Source organism: Opitutia bacterium (assembly GCA_016217545.1).
Taxonomy (GTDB): domain Bacteria; phylum Verrucomicrobiota; class Verrucomicrobiia; order Opitutales; family Opitutaceae; genus Didemnitutus.
In genome coordinates, this window is record JACRHT010000004.1 from 34500 (window position 1) to 51323 (window position 16824).

Annotated in this window: 13 protein-coding genes; 3 read left to right on the forward strand and 10 right to left on the reverse strand. The window is 65.4% G+C overall.

Going from position 1 to position 16824, the window contains the following annotated elements:
• Positions 1-7 precede the first annotated feature (7 nt).
• The 5 genes from HZA32_03915 to pxpB are packed head-to-tail and all read right to left on the reverse strand — an operon-like array spanning position 8 to position 4103.
• A complete protein-coding gene (locus HZA32_03915; protein ID MBI5423206.1) occupies positions 8-973 on the reverse strand; it encodes a DUF979 domain-containing protein in 966 nt (321 codons plus the stop codon).
• On the reverse strand, positions 970-1677 hold the full coding sequence (locus HZA32_03920) for a DUF969 domain-containing protein (GenBank protein MBI5423207.1): 708 nt from the start codon (positions 1675-1677) through the stop codon (positions 970-972). The genes HZA32_03915 and HZA32_03920 overlap by 4 nt, the downstream gene beginning before the upstream one ends.
• Positions 1674-2417, reverse strand: a complete 744-nt coding sequence (locus tag HZA32_03925; protein ID MBI5423208.1) for a LamB/YcsF family protein — start codon at positions 2415-2417, stop codon at positions 1674-1676. Before HZA32_03925 ends, HZA32_03920 begins: the two co-directional genes overlap by 4 nt.
• A gap of 7 nt (positions 2418-2424) precedes the next feature.
• Positions 2425-3402 carry a biotin-dependent carboxyltransferase family protein gene (locus HZA32_03930; protein MBI5423209.1) on the reverse strand — a complete coding sequence of 326 codons (978 nt, stop codon included), beginning with the start codon at positions 3400-3402 and terminating at the stop codon, positions 2425-2427.
• The gene (gene pxpB, locus HZA32_03935; GenBank protein MBI5423210.1) at positions 3399-4103 is read right to left on the reverse strand and encodes a 5-oxoprolinase subunit PxpB; all 705 of its coding nucleotides are present in this window, start codon (positions 4101-4103) and stop codon (positions 3399-3401) included. The genes HZA32_03930 and pxpB overlap by 4 nt, the downstream gene beginning before the upstream one ends.
• A 139-nt stretch (positions 4104-4242) precedes the next feature.
• On the opposite strand from pxpB, the gene HZA32_03940 reads away from it, so the two are divergent.
• Genes HZA32_03940 through ccsA form a run of 3 tightly spaced genes read left to right on the forward strand, consistent with a single transcriptional unit; the run spans position 4243 to position 7989 of the window.
• The gene (locus HZA32_03940) at positions 4243-4935 is read left to right on the forward strand and encodes a hypothetical protein (GenBank protein MBI5423211.1); all 693 of its coding nucleotides are present in this window, start codon (positions 4243-4245) and stop codon (positions 4933-4935) included.
• A gap of 2 nt (positions 4936-4937) precedes the next feature.
• A complete protein-coding gene (locus HZA32_03945) occupies positions 4938-6113 on the forward strand; it encodes a cytochrome c biogenesis protein ResB (protein ID MBI5423212.1) in 1176 nt (391 codons plus the stop codon).
• Between the two features lie 16 nt (positions 6114-6129).
• Positions 6130-7989: a cytochrome c biogenesis protein CcsA gene (gene ccsA / locus HZA32_03950; protein ID MBI5423213.1), complete on the forward strand. Its 1860-nt coding sequence runs from the start codon at positions 6130-6132 to the stop codon at positions 7987-7989.
• Positions 7990-8271: 282 nt separating this feature from the next.
• Here the strand turns inward: ccsA and HZA32_03955 are convergent, their stop codons facing one another.
• From HZA32_03955 to HZA32_03975, 5 genes are all read right to left on the reverse strand, one after another.
• Positions 8272-9597 carry a coproporphyrinogen III oxidase family protein gene (locus tag HZA32_03955; GenBank protein MBI5423214.1) on the reverse strand — a complete coding sequence of 442 codons (1326 nt, stop codon included), beginning with the start codon at positions 9595-9597 and terminating at the stop codon, positions 8272-8274.
• Between the two features lie 25 nt (positions 9598-9622).
• Positions 9623-11800, reverse strand: a complete 2178-nt coding sequence (locus HZA32_03960; protein ID MBI5423215.1) for a cytochrome c3 family protein — start codon at positions 11798-11800, stop codon at positions 9623-9625.
• Between the two features lie 344 nt (positions 11801-12144).
• Positions 12145-14373, reverse strand: a complete 2229-nt coding sequence (locus tag HZA32_03965; protein MBI5423216.1) for a cytochrome c3 family protein — start codon at positions 14371-14373, stop codon at positions 12145-12147.
• Between the two features lie 236 nt (positions 14374-14609).
• A complete protein-coding gene (locus tag HZA32_03970) occupies positions 14610-14945 on the reverse strand; it encodes a cytochrome c (protein ID MBI5423217.1) in 336 nt (111 codons plus the stop codon).
• Between the two features lie 320 nt (positions 14946-15265).
• Positions 15266-16765, reverse strand: coding sequence for a NapC/NirT family cytochrome c (locus tag HZA32_03975; protein MBI5423218.1), 1500 nt, complete (start codon positions 16763-16765; stop codon positions 15266-15268).
• Positions 16766-16824 lie beyond the last annotated feature (59 nt).

Genomic DNA, 16824 nt, shown 5'->3' on the forward strand with positions numbered 1-16824 from the left:
GGGGGCGTCAGAAGCGATAGACGGTGAAATACATGATGACAACATTCGCCGCGAGGATCGTGAGCGCCAGCGGCACCTGCGCGCGGATGACGGCATTCTTGTCTCGCAACTCGAGCAGCATGGCGGGCACGATGTTGAAGTTCGCCGCCATCGGCGTCATCAGCGTCCCGCAATAGCCGGACAGCATCCCGACGCCCGCCATGATCGCGACGTTGCCGTGATGCTGTTGCACGATCAGCGGCAACCCGATGCCCAGCGTGATGACCGGAAACGCCGCGAAGGCGTTCCCCATGCACATCGTGAACAGCGCCATCCCCACGCAATACGCCGCCACCGCCACGAACGGATACTGCGTCGGCAACGCGCCCGCCACGAGCTCCGACACCACTTGCCCCACGCCCGCCTTGGCAAAAATTCCACCGAGCGCCGCCAGCATCTGCGGCAACACCAGCGCCCAGCCGATCGACTGGAGCAGCCGGCTCCCCTCGCCCATCGGCACCGTCGCCTTCGCGCCCGTGATGCGCAAGCCCGCCGCCAGCGCGATCAACCCGCCCACGCCGAGCGCCGCGAGCGTGGCCTGTTTCTTGTCGAGCAACCACACCTCGCCGAAATGGATCTTCGCCAGCACCAGCGCACCGACCACCGCCGTCGCCGGAATCAACAGCGTCGGCACGAACAATTTGTTGCCAAGTCGCTCGGCCGACGCCGCCCGCTCCTCGCGCGGGGCGCCCTCGCTCTGCGGTTTCTCCACTTGTCGCAACGCCGCCAGCACCACCATCACGAGCACACCGTAGCCGACTGCGGCCGGCGGCAGGGATTTGCCGAACAGATAGACCACCGCCAGCAACGCCCAGAAAATCACCGAACCCCACCGACGCGGCTGCTGGGGATTTCGCAGCGCGCGCCAGCCGACCGCCGCAAACACGACGCCGGAAATCACGTAGAACAGCTCGACCGAAAACACGCTGCTCATGGCCGCGCCTCCTTCGTCTCGGGATTCGCCGCCCGCTGCTCCGACACTTCGCGCGCGACGCGCCGGTCGAGCACGCGCGTGCGCCACCACATCGCCGCGAACGCCACGAACGCCGTCGGGATGCCCCACAACGCCATCGCCCACACGCTGACCTCGATCTTCAGCCCGTCGAAAAACCCCTTCATCAGCAGGATCGCTCCGACCGCGATGAAGACATCCTCGCCGAAAAAGTTTCCAATGTTCTCACCCGCCGACGCGTGCGCACGAATCGCCTCCTTCGTCTTCTCCGGCAACTCGCCGTGTTGCGCGTGGGCCGCGCCTTCGGCCATGGGAGCGACGAGCGGCCGCACCATCTGCGGATGGCCGCCGATGTTCACCCCGAGCGCGATCGAGACCTGCCGCACCGCCGTGTAGAGCAGGATCACGCGCCCCGCCGTCGCCGCCTTCGCGCGCCGGATCAGCGTCTCCGCCCGCTCCTGCAATCCGTAGCGCTCGAGCAACCCGACCACCGGCACGATCAACACGACCGGCAGCGTCATGTAGCGGTTCTCCACGAAAAACTTTCCGAACTGCTCCATGATCTCGTGAAACGACATCCCGGCCACGAGCCCCGTGACGATCCCCGCCGCCATCACGACCAGCAGCGTATTGAACCGCAGCGCAAAGCCGACCGCCACGACGAGGATGCCGATGAGTTTGATCATGCCGAAAACGCCCCCACCTCCACGCCCGCCGCCGCCAGCTCCGCGCGCAAACGCCGCGCAAACGCCACCGCGTGCGCCCCGTCGCCGTGCAGGCAAACCGTGTCCGCCGCGATCGCCACGTCCGCACCGCTCGTCGCGCGCACCTTGCCTGCGCGGACCATCCGCAACACCTGCGCGACCGCGACATTTTCGTCCGCGATCAACGCGTCCGCCCGCGACCGCGGCGTGAGCGAGCCGTCCGCTTGGTAGGTCCGATCAGCGAACACCTCGCTCGCCACTGTCAGCCCGCACTCGCGCCCGGCGGCCACGTGAGCGCTGCCCGCGAGGGCGAACCAAACCAGTTCCGGCCCCGCATCGCGCACCGCATACGCCGCCGCCTCCGCGATCGCCGCGTCGCGCGCCGCGAGATTGTAGAGTGCGCCGTGGAGCTTCACGTGCCCGACTCGCGCGCCCGCACCCGCCGCGACGCGCTGCAACGCGCGGATCTGCGCGAGAACCAGCTGAAAAACTTCCTCCGGCGTAACCGCCAACTCACGCCGTCCGAAATGCTCCCGATCCGCGAAGCCCGGATGCGCGCCGATCGCCACGCCGTGCCGCAATGCCAGCTCGACCGTCGCGCGCATTGTCACCTCGTCGCCCGCATGCGCGCCGCACGCGATGTTGGCGGACGTGACCAGCGGCATCAGCTCGGCGTCGTGGCCGGCCCCTTCGCCGAGGTCGCAGTTCAGATCGATGCGCATGCGGGATTCAAAGCGCGAGCCGGGTCAGGCCGGTGCGGACGCGATTCAGGTCGCGTTCCCGCGCCAAGTAAAGGCTGTGCGCTTCCGCGAGACTGATTTCCTGAAAACGGACCGCTTTGCCCGGCGCAATTTGAGCCATCCGGCCCATGTCCACCGACGCGACGACCGCGATGCGCGGATAACCGCCGACCGTTTGCCGGCTCGGCAACAGCACGATCGGCGCGCCGCCCGCCGGCACCTGCACGGCGCCATCCACGACGCCCTCGGAGACCATCTCGCGCGTCTCGCGCTGCGGCAGCGCCGGCCCGGCAAGGCGCACGCCCATGCGATCCGCGTCCTTCGTCGCCGTCCACTCGCTCGCAAAAAATGTTCGCTGCGCCTCCGCGGCGAACCAGTCCCATTCCGGTCCGCGCAGCGCACGCACCGCGCCAGCCGACGGCGGCTTGCCGAGCGTAGGCGGCCGAACCGCCCACGCCGAGAACCGCGGCGCCTTGCTCAGATAATTGCGCGTCCACTCAGAGGCGTCGCCGCACCGCAGCACGTCGCCCGCGCGCAACGGCCGGCCTTCGAAACCGCCGAAGCCGCCGCGCCGATAAGTCGTCCGCGAACCGAGCACGAGCGGCACGTCAATGCCGCCGGCGACCGCGAGCCAGCCGCGAACGCCCGCGCGCGCCGCGCCAAACGAAATCGTCTCGCCCGCGCGCACGCGCACCGCGCGATCCGACGGCAACGGCTCGCCGCCGATCTGCGCGCCGAAATCCGCGCCCGTCCACGCGATCAGTGTGTCGGTCTCGAAACGCAGCTCCGGTCCGAGCTGCGCGAACTCGAGCAGCGCCGCGTTGTCGTGGTTGCCCACGATGGAATTCACCACGCGCGCCGCGAAGCGATCCAATGCGCCGCCGACGACCACGCCGAACTTCTGGTAGCCGAAGCGCCCCAGGTCTTGCACCGTGGTGAGCAGGCCGGGTTTGACGACGGAGATCATCGTGCCCCCTCCTGCCGCGCGAATTCCTCGCGAGTGACGGTGCGGAACTTCACGCGATCGCCGGGCTGCAGCAGCACGGGCGGATTTTGCTCGGGCCGAAAAAGTCGTAGCGGCGTGCGCCCGATGATATTCCAACCGCCGGGCGTCGCGAGCGGGTAGACGCCCGTCTGCGCGCCCGCGATGCCGACCGACCCGGCCGGAACTTGCGCGCGCGGCTGCGCGAGCCGCGGCGTGGACAGTTGCGGCGGGAGACCGCTGAGATACGGGAAGCCGGGAGAAAATCCCACGAGCGCGACCGTGTAGCTTGCAGACGCGTGACGCTTGATCACCTCCTCGACCGGCAGCTTCGCCTGAGCCGCGACGCGCGCGAGATCGGGCCCGAACTCGCCACCGTAACAGACCGGGATTTCGACACTCACGGCCTTGCGCGCCGACTTCGCGGAGAGTTTGCCGAGCGCCAGCTCCGCGCGCGCGCCGAGCCAGCCCGCAACATCGTCCGGCGGCGCACCGGCGGCGACCGCGGCGAGCGCGTCGTAGTGGGCCGTCACGGTCGTGTAGGCCGGCACAAGTTCCGTGCAGCCGGGAATCGCCGCCGCGTCGAGCGCCGCGCATGCCGCCTGCACACGCTGCTGCGTCGCCTCGTCGATTCGCTCTCCCAACTCAATGCGCAGGGCGCCATCGCCCACCGGGGTGATTCGCATGAGAAATTTCTAATCTTTTTGGCCGAACTCGCGCAGTAAAAATCTGTTTTGTGCAGATTTTGCCAATTACTAATCCGCGTCTCCGTTCGAGCGGGCTTGGTGTTGCGCCAATCCGCGTTTACGGTGCTACTCCTCCACGATGTCATTCCGCCGTTTCTCCACGCAAACGCTGGTTGCTGCCGCACTCCTTCTCGCCGGTTGCCGCGACAAGGAAGTCGTTTCCTACCGCGCTCCGCGCGACTCCGCTCCGCCGGTCGAGCGCCCGAAGAAGACCATGCCCGGCGCGACAGCGCAGGGTGAACTGCCCGACGGCCACCCGCCCATCGGCGGTGCCGCAGCCACGGCTAGCGCGCCGGCCGCTGACGGCGGCATGGCGGCCGCCGGTTTGCCGGCCGGAGCGGTGACCAAAAACAACGCCCTCGTCTGGACCGCCCCCGCTGCTTGGCAGGAACGCGCGCCCGGCTCGATCCGCAAGGGCAGCTACACCGTCCCCGGCGAGGGCGGCGCAGTCGGCGATCTCTCCATAACGGCGTTCCCGGGCGACACCGGCGGCTTGCACGCCAACGTGAACCGCTGGCGCGGCCAGATCGGCCTCGCGCCGCTCGCCGATGCCGAAGTCGAGAAATCCATCGAGCACCTCGACGTGAACGGCCTGCACATCGAGTTCGTCGAGATGGTCGGCACCTCCGGCAACCCGCCGATGCGCCTGCTGGGCGCCATCGTCCCCTACCAGAAGGAGACGTGGTTCTTCAAACTCACCGGACCTGACGCGCTCGTGGCCAGCCAGCGCGAGGCATTCCGCACTTTCCTCACCACCATCAAGGTCCGCTGAACATGAACGCCACGCTCCGCTCGTTCCGCGATTTCTTCGTCTCGCTCCAGCTCACCGTCTGGCTGCTGATCCTCTCGATGATCCTCGTGTTCGTCGCGACGCTGGATCAGGTCAACCTCGGCATCTGGGCCGTGCAGGCGAAATACTTCCGCAGCTTCGCCGTCCTCTGGCAGATCCCGGACTCGAACGTCTCGATCCCGGTCTTCCCCGGCGGCTACTTCATCGGCGGCCTCCTGCTGATCAACCTCGTCGCCGCGCACGTCTACCGGTTTTCATTCACTTGGAAAAAATCCGGCATCCAGCTCGCGCACGCCGGCCTGATTCTCCTGCTCCTCGGCGAGCTCTTCACCGGCCTCATGTCGAAGGAGAGTTTCCTCCGCCTCGATACCGGCGAGACGAAGCACTACTCGGAGAGCTTCTCCGATAACGAACTCGTCCTCATCGACCACAGCGACCCGAAGACCGATCTCGTCGTCGCCATTCCCGAGGCGGCCGTCGCGGACAAGAAATCGATCCAGCACAAGGACCTGCCCTTCCGCGTCGACGTGAAGGAATATTACCCGAACTCCAATCTCCAGCGCGTCGGCCCGTTCGCCGGCCCTCGCCCCGTCGCCAACCAGGGCTTCGGCACCAGCGTCGTCATCGTTCCGGAAAAGATCACCTACAAGCCCAACGAGCGAAACATCCCCAGTGCCTACATCGAGATCGTCGCCCCGGAAGGCAGCCAGGGCATCTGGCTCGCCTCGCAGATGCTCCAGCAGGCGCAGACCTTCCAATACGCCGGCAAGACCTGGGAAATCGCCTTCCGCCAGACGCGCACCTACAAGCCCTTCGCGCTCACGCTGCTCAAATTCAGCCACGACAAATATCCTGGCACCGAGATCCCGAAGAACTTCTCCAGCCGCGTCCGCCTCAAGAGCGACGACGGCAAGGAAGACCGCGAAGCGCTGATCTTCATGAACAACCCGCTGCGCCACGGCGGCTACACCTTCTATCAGGCGGGCTTCGACAACAACGACACGACGACCGTTCTCCAAGTCGTGCGCAACCCGAGCTGGCTCCTGCCCTATATCGCCTGCGTGATGATGGGCCTCGGCCTCTGCATCCAGTTCGGCATCACCCTCGCCGGTTTCATCCGCAAGCGCTCCGCCGCCAACGCCGCCGCGGCTCGCGCCTAACCACGCCTCCCACGCCATGAAACGCTTCCTCCCGCTCATCGTCCTCGCCCTCGGCGCGCTCTACCTCGCGTCGACCCTCCGCGAGCCCACGGACAAGGCCGGCTACAATCTCACCGACTTCGGCCGCGTGCCCGTCCTCGTCGGCGGCCGCATCAAGCCGCTCGACACCGTCGCGCGCACCTCGATCCTCTCCATCCGCGGCAGCCAATACATCGCGACTCCCGACGGGAAATCCATCACGCCCGACGCCTGGCTCGCCGACGTGCTCTTCAATCCCGCGAAGGCCGACACCTACAAGATCTTCCTCATCGAGAACCACGAGGTCGTCGACCTGCTGAAACTCAACCTCGAGGACGGCGACGGCAAAAAGCGCTTCTCCTACGAGCAGCTCCGCCCGCAACTCCCCGAACTCGAGCGCCAGGCCCGCATGGTCGACAGCGTCGAAGAGCCGCTGCGCACGCCGTTCCAGAAACAGGTCATGTCGGTGCAGCAGCGCGTCATCACCTACATGCAGCTCAAGGCCAGCGTGCAGGTGCCGGACGCGCCCGACTTCCTCGCCGAGCTCGTCGCCTTCGACAAAGCCTTGCCCGCCGGCATCGAAGCCGTCCGCGCCAAGCAGGCCAACCAGCCGCACAGCGAGGAAGCCGTCACGGTCATGCGCCAGATGGCCGACCGTTTCTCCTACATCGAATCCGTCGGCAATCTCCGCACCGTGCCGCCCGACGCCGGCGACACCAACGCCCACAACTGGCGCACCGCCGGCGGCGCGCTGATCGACTCCTTCGGCGTCGGCCGCGTGAACAAGACCGTGCTGGCCTACGCGCTGCTCGGTCACGCGTGGCGGGCGGGCGACGTGAAGACCTTCAACCAAGTCGTCGACGAACTCCACGACCAACTCGCGAAGCGCTACCCCGACGCGATGAAGAAGAGCGACGTCGAGTCGCGCTTCAACTCCGCGGCGCCGTTCTACAGCAGCATGACGCTCTACGTGATCGCGTTCCTGCTCGCCGTGTTTTCGTGGCTCAAGTGGCCCGACACGCTGCAGAAATCCGCGTTCTGGCTGCTCGCCCTCGCCTTCGTCGCCACGACCGCCGGCATCCTCACCCGCATGTGGCTCGAGTCGCGCCCCCCCGTCACGAACCTCTACTCCTCCGCGCTCGGCGTCGGCTGGGGCGCGGTTTTCCTGTGCGTGATCCTCGAACGCGTCTACAAGAACGCGGTCGGTGCCGTGGCCGGCGGCATGATCGGCTTCGCCACGCTGTTGATCGCGCACCACCTCTCGATCGGCGGCGACACGCTTGAGATGATGCGCGCCGTCCTCGACTCGAACTTCTGGTTGGCGACGCATGTCGTGGTAATCACGATCGGCTACTCGGCCACCTTCCTCGCCGGATTCCTGGCGATCGTTTACGTCGTCCGCGGCGTGTTCACCAAGTCTCTCGACAAGGCCACGGCCGACGCGCTCTACCGCATGGTCTACGGCATCGTGTGCTTCGCCACGCTGTTCAGCCTGATCGGCACCGTCCTCGGCGGCATCTGGGCCGACCAATCGTGGGGCCGCTTCTGGGGCTGGGACCCGAAGGAAAACGGCGCGCTCATCATCGTCATCTGGAACGCCATCATCCTCCACGCCCGTTGGGGCGGCATGGTGAAGGCGCGCGGCATGATGGCCATGGCGGTCTTCGGCAACATCGTCACGAGTTGGAGCTGGTTCGGCACGAACATGCTCGGCGTCGGCCTGCACAGCTACGGCTTCATGGAAGCGGCGTTCTACTGGCTGATCGGCTTCGTCATCTCGCAGCTGCTCATCATCGCGATCGCGGCGATCCCGCAGGACAAGTGGAAGAGTTCCTCGTCGGAGGCAGCCGTAACCTGATTTCCCCTTCTGGCTTTGGGGCGGGTCCTCCCACCCGGCTCCATTCGCAAAAACGGGCGGGACCGAGTGGTCCCGCCCTGTTTTGTTCCTCCCTCGGCGCCCGCTCGGCGCGCAATCTTTGTAGGAGCCTGCTTGCAGGCGACCCAACGACGATCGCCGCCGCCTCCGTCCGCGAACGTTTTCGGTCGCCTGCAAGCAGGCTCCTACAGGTTCGCTCTCCCTCACTGAGCCGGCGTCGCGGCGCGCGAGGTCAAGCGAATCGGTTTCGTTCCGCGTGGCTCGTCAACCGCACGCCAGCGCGCGCTGGCCGCTGGGCTGGATGGCGCGCTTGCCGTGTCCTTCGAGTTCTGTGCGCACGTGTGCGCGCATGGCGTCGCGGTAGCTGTTCACCGATTCGAAAAACTCGGACATCATCAGCATCAGCCAATACATGCCATCGGGCGTGAGCTCCCAGCCGCGCTTGGTGCGGTTGGCGGCGCCGAGGATCTCGAGCGTCCGCAGCTCGCCCCAGAGCCGCCAGAAGAACTTCCGGCCGTGCCGCTGGCGCGCCCACTCGCGATCGAGGCCGAGGCCGAACATGCGCGTGAGAAGCGCGTAGCGCATCGTGTCGCCTTCGCTCAGCTGGTGGCGCGTGACGATGCCCGTGAGTCCGTCACGGATGCGTTGCTCGTAGGCGTTGAGCGAGAAGGTCGTGGCGTAGAGCGTGCCATCGAGGTAACTGAACGCACCGCTGCCCACGCCAACGTAGTTTTCCGACGCGACGATGTATTCGTCTGTCCCCTGCCCTTGGCGCGTGAAGCACCACGCTGACGACGCCGCGAAGCCGGCCGGGCGGAGTTTGCCGAGAATGGTGTGGAAAAGTTTCCGCAGCCGACGGCGGTCAGGCTGGCCCATCGCGCCCTGCATGCGGCGGAGCGTCGTGGGCGAGGTCATCAGCGGGTAGCACGAGACCTGGTTGGCGCCGAGCGAGAGGAAGATGTCGAGATCGCGCTCGAGTGAGGCGACGCTTTGGTGTGGCTGGTTGAAGATGAGGTCGACGTTGAACGTCGGGAACATCGCGGCGGCGTTGCGGATGCGCTCGGCGGTCTCGGCGCCGTTGCCGTATTTGGCGTAGCGGTCCATCTCCTGCAGCAACTGATCGTCGAAGCTCTGGACGCCGACCGAGAGACGCGTGACGCCGCCGGCGCGGAGTTTGGAGAGCAACGGCTCCTGCAGGTCCTTCGGGTTGGTTTCGACGGAAACTTCCTTCACGCCGAAGAGCTCCTTGACGAGCGCGATGGTGGTGAGGAGTTCGTCGGCCTCGACGGTGGGCGTGCCGCCGCCGAAGTAGACGCCGGAGAACTTGAAGCCGGCCTCGTGGTAGCGGCGGATCTCGGTGCGCAGCGCGGCGAAGTAGCGCGTCGCGAGCTCGTGGCAGTGCTGCACGCGGTGAAACGAGCAGAACGGGCACAGCACTTCGCAGAATGGCACGTGCACGTAGAGGTAGCAGCCGCCCTCCTTCGGCACGGGCGGGACGCGCCCGTCGGTTTCCTGCATTTTCAGGAAACCGCGGGTGCGGAAGCGAAACAGGCGGATGAGGGCGGAGTCGACGAGACCGGTGGCGAACATGGCGTGGGTGAGTTCGGGTCCGCGATCAGTGGAGCAACCGCGAGACCATGGCGTAGACGATGAGCACGAGGAGCACGAGGCCGGTGCCGAAGAACAGGAAGCCCGCGGCGGTCGCGACCTTCTTGCGGCCCTGCCACTCGTCCTTGACCTTGTAGTCCTCGAGTTTACCGCTCTTCACGAGGCGGTCATACCAGCGTTTGCGCTCGTGGAGCATTTCCGTCTGCGAGATGCGGCCCGAGAAGATGACGGTATCCATCGGGAATTTCTCGATGCGGAAGTGCGTGTTGAAGAAGTGGAACGTGAAGATGAAGCCGGCGGCGAGCAGCGCCTCGTCGGAGTGGATGACGTGGGCGATGTTGATCGTCCAGCCCGGCAGGAACTGGGTGAAGAACTTCGGGAACCAGAGGATGAGGCCGGACACGCCGATCATCGCGACGCCCCAGAACACCGCGAGGTAGTCGAAGCGCTCCCAATACGTCCAGCGGTCGAACTGCGGGCGCGGGCCCTTGCCGAAGAACCACTTGTTGTGCGCCACGAAGTCGTGCCAATCCTGGATCGACGGCGCCATCGAGTCGGGACCGAACAGCGCGCGGAAGATGCGCATAAACTCGATCTTGCCCGACTCCGGATTGCGGATCGCGCCGCGGTTCTTCCAGAACGAGTGCGCGAGCTCCGAAAGGTGCAGCACGAAGTAGCCGAACGTCATGATCGCACCGAAGTGGTGCAGCGTGCGCGCGACTTCGGCGCCGCCCATGAGGTTGAAGATCATCTTTGCCCAGCTGGTGTAGTAGAACTTCAGCGGCATGCCGGTGATGACCAGCAGGAGGAAGCTCGTGACCACGAGCATGTGCAGGAAACGCTCGAACGGCGTAAAGCGCGTGTAGAGCACGTCATCGGTGTGCTGCTTGAGGACGGCTTCGCGGAAGGTCTTCGAGTCGGTGAGGTAGAGATACACCGAGCGCACGAGCCAGAGGACCGTGTGCAGGCCGAAGAAGGCGAAGGTGCCGATCAGCAGGCACGTCATGAAGAGGAACACCTTGTTCAGGATCGGATAGTTCTTTCCGTCCATCGGGTTGGCGTGTGCCTGGAACTGCGTGAACTTCTCGGTCGCGCCCTTGTGGCACTGCTGGCAGGTGCCGACGATTTTCTCCTTCGAGAGGCGCGAGCGCGCGTCGCTCACGGGGAACACGTCGTGGTGACCGTGGCAGTCGTAGCAGGCGGCGACGTCGGAGGCGACGTTCGGGCGGCCGAGGGCCATCGCTTTGCCGTGATAGGTGTCGCGGTAATGCTCGAGCCGGTCTTCGTGACACTTGCCGCAGCTCTGGTCGCTCTGCTCCTTGAAGTGCGCGGTCTTGGGCTTCTCGATGTCGTGCGCGCTGTGGCAGTCGGTGCAGACCGGGCCCTTCTTGTCGCCCTTGGCGAGGAGCTGGCCGTGCACGCTGGCGTTGTAAGTGTCCTCGATGCCGACGTGGCAGTTGCCGCAGGACTTCGCGATGTTGGCGTGGCTGGTGTGCGAGTCCTTGTCGATCGAGCGCTTGATGTCGTGGACGCCGTGGCAGTCGTTGCAGGACGGCGCAACGATGAGGCCCTTCAGCATCAGTGCCTGGCCGTGGATGCTGTCGTTGTAGTGCAGCGCCGCGTCCTTCTGGCCCATGCGATATTCCTTCGCGAGCTTCGGGTCGTCGTGGCACTTGCCGCACGTCTTGGTGAGGTTGAGTTTGAAAACGGGGGAATCGATCTGCTTCACCGGCACGATGTCGTGCGTGCCGTGGCAGCTGGTGCACGAGGCGGCGTCGGACGCGCCCATCTTGTGGCTCATGCCGTGGATGCTCGTCGCGAATTGCGAAGTGGCCTTGTCGTGGCACGAGGCGCATTGCGCGGGCGCGACCTTGGAATCGTGCGGCGCCTCCTTGATGTCGGCGTGGCAATCGACGCAATTGAGTTTGCTGTGGACGGACTTCGCGAAGACCTCGGGCTTCACGCCGACCCACTCCTTCGGCTGGCCCTTCTTGCGCGCCTTGAACTCGGCCTCGTGGCAATCCATGCACTCGCTGTTCGGGACGACGGCGGGCTTGGCCGGCTCCTCGGCGGCAGCGGTCTTGGCGGGCTCGGGCTTGTCGACAGCGCGAACGGTCAGGGGTAGAACCAGCGCAAAAGCCGCCGCACAAAGCGGGCGACATAGGGAGCGAAACACGGTTTTCATGGCGCGGCCGCAGTATGCAAAAATTGCGTCGCGCAGGCTGCGCACGCTTTGGCCGCGCTGGGGCGTAAATTGGGGAATGAATAAGCGGCGCGAAACGAACGCCCGCCTGCGGCCGCGCATCAGCGGAGCTTAAACCGCACGCCGGACGCGCATTCGTTGCTCAAGTGTGTCAAAGCCCCATCAGCGCGCCGCGCGGAGCGTTCGGCGGCGATGCGAACGCGGCACGCGCAACGAGCATCCTCCGGCGCCGTCGGGGACGCCGGCGCCCACCCGGTCCGACAACCCGAAAACAAAGCGGGCCGCACCGAAGTGCGGCCCGCCGGCGAAACAAGCGATGGGGTTCGCTAGTGAGAGTCGGGCGGCTTGGGGGACGAGTCCGGCGGAGTCGCGGGAGGCGTCTGACCCGCGGCCTTGTCCTCGGCGGCTTTCATCTCCTCGAGCTGGAGCGGGTGCTCGTCCATCATCTCGCGCTCGGACATGCGGCCGGTGAGCCACGCGAGGTTCATCGGGTAGACGTCGGGATTGAAGATGACGAAGTAGAAGTGCCAGACGATGATCGCGAGCGTCGCGAGGACGGCCTCGTAGAAGTGGATGCTGCGCGAGATGTCGAAGCCCAGCTTGCCCATCAGGCCCATCGAGGTGTTGTCGAACCAGAGGATGAAGCCGGTGAGCGTCATCACGATCATGCCCCAGACCATGGCCCAATACTCGGCCTTCTCGATGTAGCAGAAGCGCGGGAACTGCGGTTTCTCCTTCGAAAGGCCGAGGTTGAACTTGAGCACCTTCCACGGATCGGTGACGTCGCGCCAGCGCGGCAGGATGTCGAGGAACAGCTGTCGGCCGTGCGGCGTGAAGGCCAGGTAGAGGATGTGCCAGAGCGAAACGGCGAGAATCACGATGCCCGACACGCGGTGGCCGAGGCTGCGCAGCTCGAAGGCCTTGCCGCTGAGGTTGCGGATGCCGACAACCCACCACGCCTCCGGGTAGCGCAGCATGAAGCCGGTGACGACGAGGCCGGTGAAGCTGATCCCGAGCACGGCGTGCTGGATGCGCTCGTTGGTCGTCATGCGCAAGTAGAGCCGGTGCGCGACGTGCGGCTCCTCGATGAGACCCTTCTGCATGTCGAGCTTGCGGCGGGTCTTCCGGTAGAAATCGAGACCGTTGTGGATCGTCATGCCGCCGATCACGGCGACGATCAGGATCACGTAGATGTTCGCGATCCAGTAAAGGATGGGCGCCTGCGCCTTGTCCTGCTCGTTGGCGTGGACCTGGCCGAGCGCGAAGCGCGTGTTGGCGCCGGGGTGACACTCACCGCAGGTGCGGGCGAGATTGTCGCGATGGATCGAGGACGACGGATCCTTCTGCGATTTGATCGCGTGCGCACCGTGGCAACTCGCGCAGTTGACCACTTCGACCGCGCCACCGCGCACGGCGAGTCCGTGGTAGCTGTCGGAGAACGTGCGGAAGGCATCGTTCGACAGGCCGTATTTCTTGGTCAGGCGAACCGAGGAGTGGCAATCGGCGCAGACCTTCTGCGCGAGGTTGGACTTGTTGACCGGCGAATTCGGATCGTTGTGCAGCTTGATGTCGTGCTCGCCGTGGCAGCTGGTGCAGGTGGCGGAGTCGACATTGCCCTTGGCGAGGGCGATCGCGTGGGCGCTGCTCTTGTATTCCGTGGTCTGCTTCTCATGGCACTTCGCGCAGGTGTCCGACACGCGGGCGTGGCTGACCTTGGCGCCAGCGACCGCGGCGCGGTTCATCTGGTGGGCGCCGTGGCAGTCGACGCAGCTCGCCGCCTCCTTTTTGCCCTCGTGCAGGGCCGCGCCGTGCACGGATTGTTCGAACGAGGAAACAAACTTCGCGCCCATGGCGGGCTTGCCGGCGAGCTCCGGTTTCTCGACGTGACAGGATTCGCAGAGTTTCGTCTGAGCGAGCTTGAGCTCGACGGTCATCGGCTCGCCCTTCTTCGCGGCGATGGGCTCGCGGTGGCACGACAGGCACTCCGGCACGGCGCGCTCGCCCTGCTTGCCGCGGAGGGCGTGGGCGGAGGCGAGGTAGTCCTTCGTCGCGGCCTCATGGCATGCGCCGCAGGATTTTGCCTGCTTCTCGGGCGTGTAGGCGAAGTCGCCGTGTTTCACGGCGACGCTCTCATGCGTGCCGTGGCAGCCGACGCAGGAAGTGTCCTTGTCGAGCGGCGGGTTCTCGAGCGCAAGGCGCGGGTGAAAGGCGTGGGTCTTCGCTACCTTGTCGTGGCAGCTCCGGCAATCGACCTTCGGCACGCGCGGCTCGTGCTCGGCTTCCTTGATCGTCGAGTGGCACTCGACGCAGGCGAGTTTGCCGTGGATGGACTTGGCATATTCCTCGGGGCGCACGCCCACCCACTCTTTCGGCTGGCCGGCTTTGCGCGATTTGAACTCGGCTTCGTGGCACTCGAGACATTCGGAGTTCTTCACCGCCGGCGGCGGTTTCTCCGTCGGAGCGGCCTGGCCGAAGGCGCACAACGCGCTCGCGACGATTGCGAAACCCGCCAGCGCCTGTCGCGCCGGACGAAAAACTGCATTTCCCTCATTCATGCATTTGTCCTCGCATGACAGTCTGCGCCTTTGCACCGCGAGGAGCTGCGCAGTGCTTGGCTGCGGCTGGGCGCGCGTTGGGAAATGATTGTGTCAGCGCGGAGCGACGCGCGGCTCGCAAACGACAACCGGCGCGGACCTTGCGATCCGCGCCGGCGTCACTGACCTATGAACCGAGGGTAACTAAGAATTCGATCAGACCGTCGGGCAAAGGGGTGGCCCGGCGGTGAAATGCGTCAGGGTTTCAGCTGGCGAATGAACGTCACGAGGTCCTTGCACTCCTGCTCCGAGAGCTCGCCCTTGTAGCCCTTCATGCGCTCTTTGCCGTTTTCCTTCACGCCGTCGAGGATGGCGACGAGCATGGTATCGTCCTTCATCTCGGCCTGCACCTTCGGGTCGGTGTAGTCGCGGACCTTGAGTTTCTTGCCCTGCTTGGTCTGGGCCTTGCCGTCCATGCCGTGGCACGACGCGCAGGAGTTTTCCCAATTTTCGGCGGTGGTCGCAGCAAACGACGCACCCGCGGTGAACGCCAGCACGACGCCAGCCAGAGCGAGTTTGGAGATAGTCTTCATGGGATTTTCGGGGACCGCATGGCGAGGGCCGCGGACTTCCGGCGGGTTGGGCCGGCGCGGTTGTCATCGTCGTGCAGCGAATGGTTTTCTGCACCGAGATGCGTGGCTCCCAGTGCGCACACTATGCCACGGAAACGCGCTCGCGCCTCCGCAGAGGTTGCCGAGGCGCGAGCATGGATTGTGCGGCGCGGCTCGAACCAAATTTTCCGACGGCATGGCGAAAAACAACCGGCGCGGACCTTGCGATCCGCGCCGGCGTCACTGACCTATGAACCGAGGGTAACTAAGCGCAAAGGGTCATTGATGGGGAAAGGAGACGATCACTTGCCCTGGATGCCGCCGTTGTGGCAATCGGCGCACTTGAGCTCTTCGTCGTATTCGCCGCCGGGGTGCTTGAACTCGAAACCGGTGGGCGAAATGGTCGACATCTCCGCGACCTTGCCCTGCGCGATGATGGAGTGGCAGGACGTGCAGTCGCTGGCTTTCACGGACTCGCCGGTGGCGGTCTTGTGTTTGTCGTCGTGGCAGCGGAAGCAGCCGGGCCAGTCTTTGTGGCCGATGTTGTTCGGGTAGACGCGCCAGTCGGCCTTGCGATCGACGAAGACCGTCGCGGCAAAGGTCTTTTGCACACCGGCAATGAGCGCAGGCAGATCGGCGTCGTCCTTGAATTTATTGCGGAGGAAGTCGGCAATCTTCGTCGGCGCCTCGGCGTCGGTCTTGATGTCCTTCTGGAGCATGGCTTGGACGGCGACGCGTTTGACGTTGGGGAACTTGGTCGGGATCTCGCCGAGGGCCATGGCGCGCTCGACGGCTTCGTTGGCGGTCGGGAAGACGTGCGCCGGGCGGTTGTGGCAGTCGATGCAGTCCATTTCGCGAACGGCGCCGGCCGGCGGCTCGCCCTTGAACTCCTCGTTGCGGTAGATGCGGGCGCTGCCGTCCTTCTTGTTCGTGACGCGCATCCAAACGATGTCCTGGCGGTCGGCGTCGGCCGCGTAGTATTCGACGGTGCTGTCGGGCGAGACGTGCCAGTGAATGCCGGCGAGCGGGCTGCCGACGCGACCGGAGTTCACGTGCATGAGCATGCGGATCGAGACGGCGGTGTTCTTCTTGTCCGACAGGTAGTGATCGAAGGACATGTCGACATTGCCGTGGAATTTTTCCGGCCAGTGGCATTTTTCGCAGGTCTCGCGCGCGGGGCGGAGATTGTGCACGGGCGTGTCGATCGGGCGGCTGTAGTTGTCGAGGATGTAGCCGTAGAGTTGGCGGGTGCCGTTGAGCTTGGCTTTGACGAAGGCGGCGGCGCCGGAGCCGACGTGACACTGCACGCAGTCGACGCGCGCGTGCGCGCCGCGCTGGTAGGTCTGAAACTCGGGGTTCATCGCCTGGTGGCAGACCTGGCCGCAGAATTGATTGGATTCCGCGTAGTGGAAGGTCTGGTAGCTGCCGAAGGCGGAGAGCAGCAGGAAACCGACGCCGGCCACGCCGAACATGATCAAGCGGCGGCGGGCGACGGGGTCGGAGAAGTTGAGGCGCCACTTGTCGGGCATCGTTTCGCCGTGCTTCTCGAGCCAGCGGCGCTGGGCCCAGGCGCCGAAAAAGATCATCGCGAGGCCGGCGATGAGGAAGCCGGGGGCGACGAGGTAAGTGAAGATGCCGAGATACGGGTTCTTGTTGGAGCCCGTGAGATCCATCCAGGTCAGCAGCGCAAACGAGAAGAGCGAGCCGACGGCGATGACCGCGCCAATGGCGCTGATCCAGTTGTTGTAGTTCGAGCGCGGCTTGAGCGGCGCCGAGGAGGTGGAGGAGGTCTCGGAGGACATGATCGTGGGTGGGTCGCGAACGAGAGGAGAAGAAAAGAGCCGGCGGTCGGGTTAATCGG

Excerpts from the sequence above, each read along its gene's own strand:
- HZA32_03915 (MBI5423206.1), bottom strand. The coding sequence starts at position 973 with ATGAGCAGCGTGTTTTCGGTCGAGCTGTTCTACGTGATTTCCGGCGTC.
- HZA32_03920 (MBI5423207.1), bottom strand. The coding sequence starts at position 1,677 with ATGATCAAACTCATCGGCATCCTCGTCGTGGCGGTCGGCTTTGCGCTG.
- HZA32_03925 (MBI5423208.1), bottom strand. The coding sequence starts at position 2,417 with ATGCGCATCGATCTGAACTGCGACCTCGGCGAAGGGGCCGGCCACGAC.
- HZA32_03930 (MBI5423209.1), bottom strand. The coding sequence starts at position 3,402 with ATGATCTCCGTCGTCAAACCCGGCCTGCTCACCACGGTGCAAGACCTG.
- pxpB (MBI5423210.1), bottom strand. The coding sequence starts at position 4,103 with ATGCGAATCACCCCGGTGGGCGATGGCGCCCTGCGCATTGAGTTGGGA.
- HZA32_03940 (MBI5423211.1), top strand. The coding sequence starts at position 4,243 with ATGTCATTCCGCCGTTTCTCCACGCAAACGCTGGTTGCTGCCGCACTC.
- HZA32_03945 (MBI5423212.1), top strand. The coding sequence starts at position 4,938 with ATGAACGCCACGCTCCGCTCGTTCCGCGATTTCTTCGTCTCGCTCCAG.
- ccsA (MBI5423213.1), top strand. The coding sequence starts at position 6,130 with ATGAAACGCTTCCTCCCGCTCATCGTCCTCGCCCTCGGCGCGCTCTAC.
- HZA32_03955 (MBI5423214.1), bottom strand. The coding sequence starts at position 9,597 with ATGTTCGCCACCGGTCTCGTCGACTCCGCCCTCATCCGCCTGTTTCGC.
- HZA32_03960 (MBI5423215.1), bottom strand. The coding sequence starts at position 11,800 with ATGAAAACCGTGTTTCGCTCCCTATGTCGCCCGCTTTGTGCGGCGGCT.
- HZA32_03965 (MBI5423216.1), bottom strand. The coding sequence starts at position 14,373 with ATGAATGAGGGAAATGCAGTTTTTCGTCCGGCGCGACAGGCGCTGGCG.
- HZA32_03970 (MBI5423217.1), bottom strand. The coding sequence starts at position 14,945 with ATGAAGACTATCTCCAAACTCGCTCTGGCTGGCGTCGTGCTGGCGTTC.
- HZA32_03975 (MBI5423218.1), bottom strand. The coding sequence starts at position 16,765 with ATGTCCTCCGAGACCTCCTCCACCTCCTCGGCGCCGCTCAAGCCGCGC.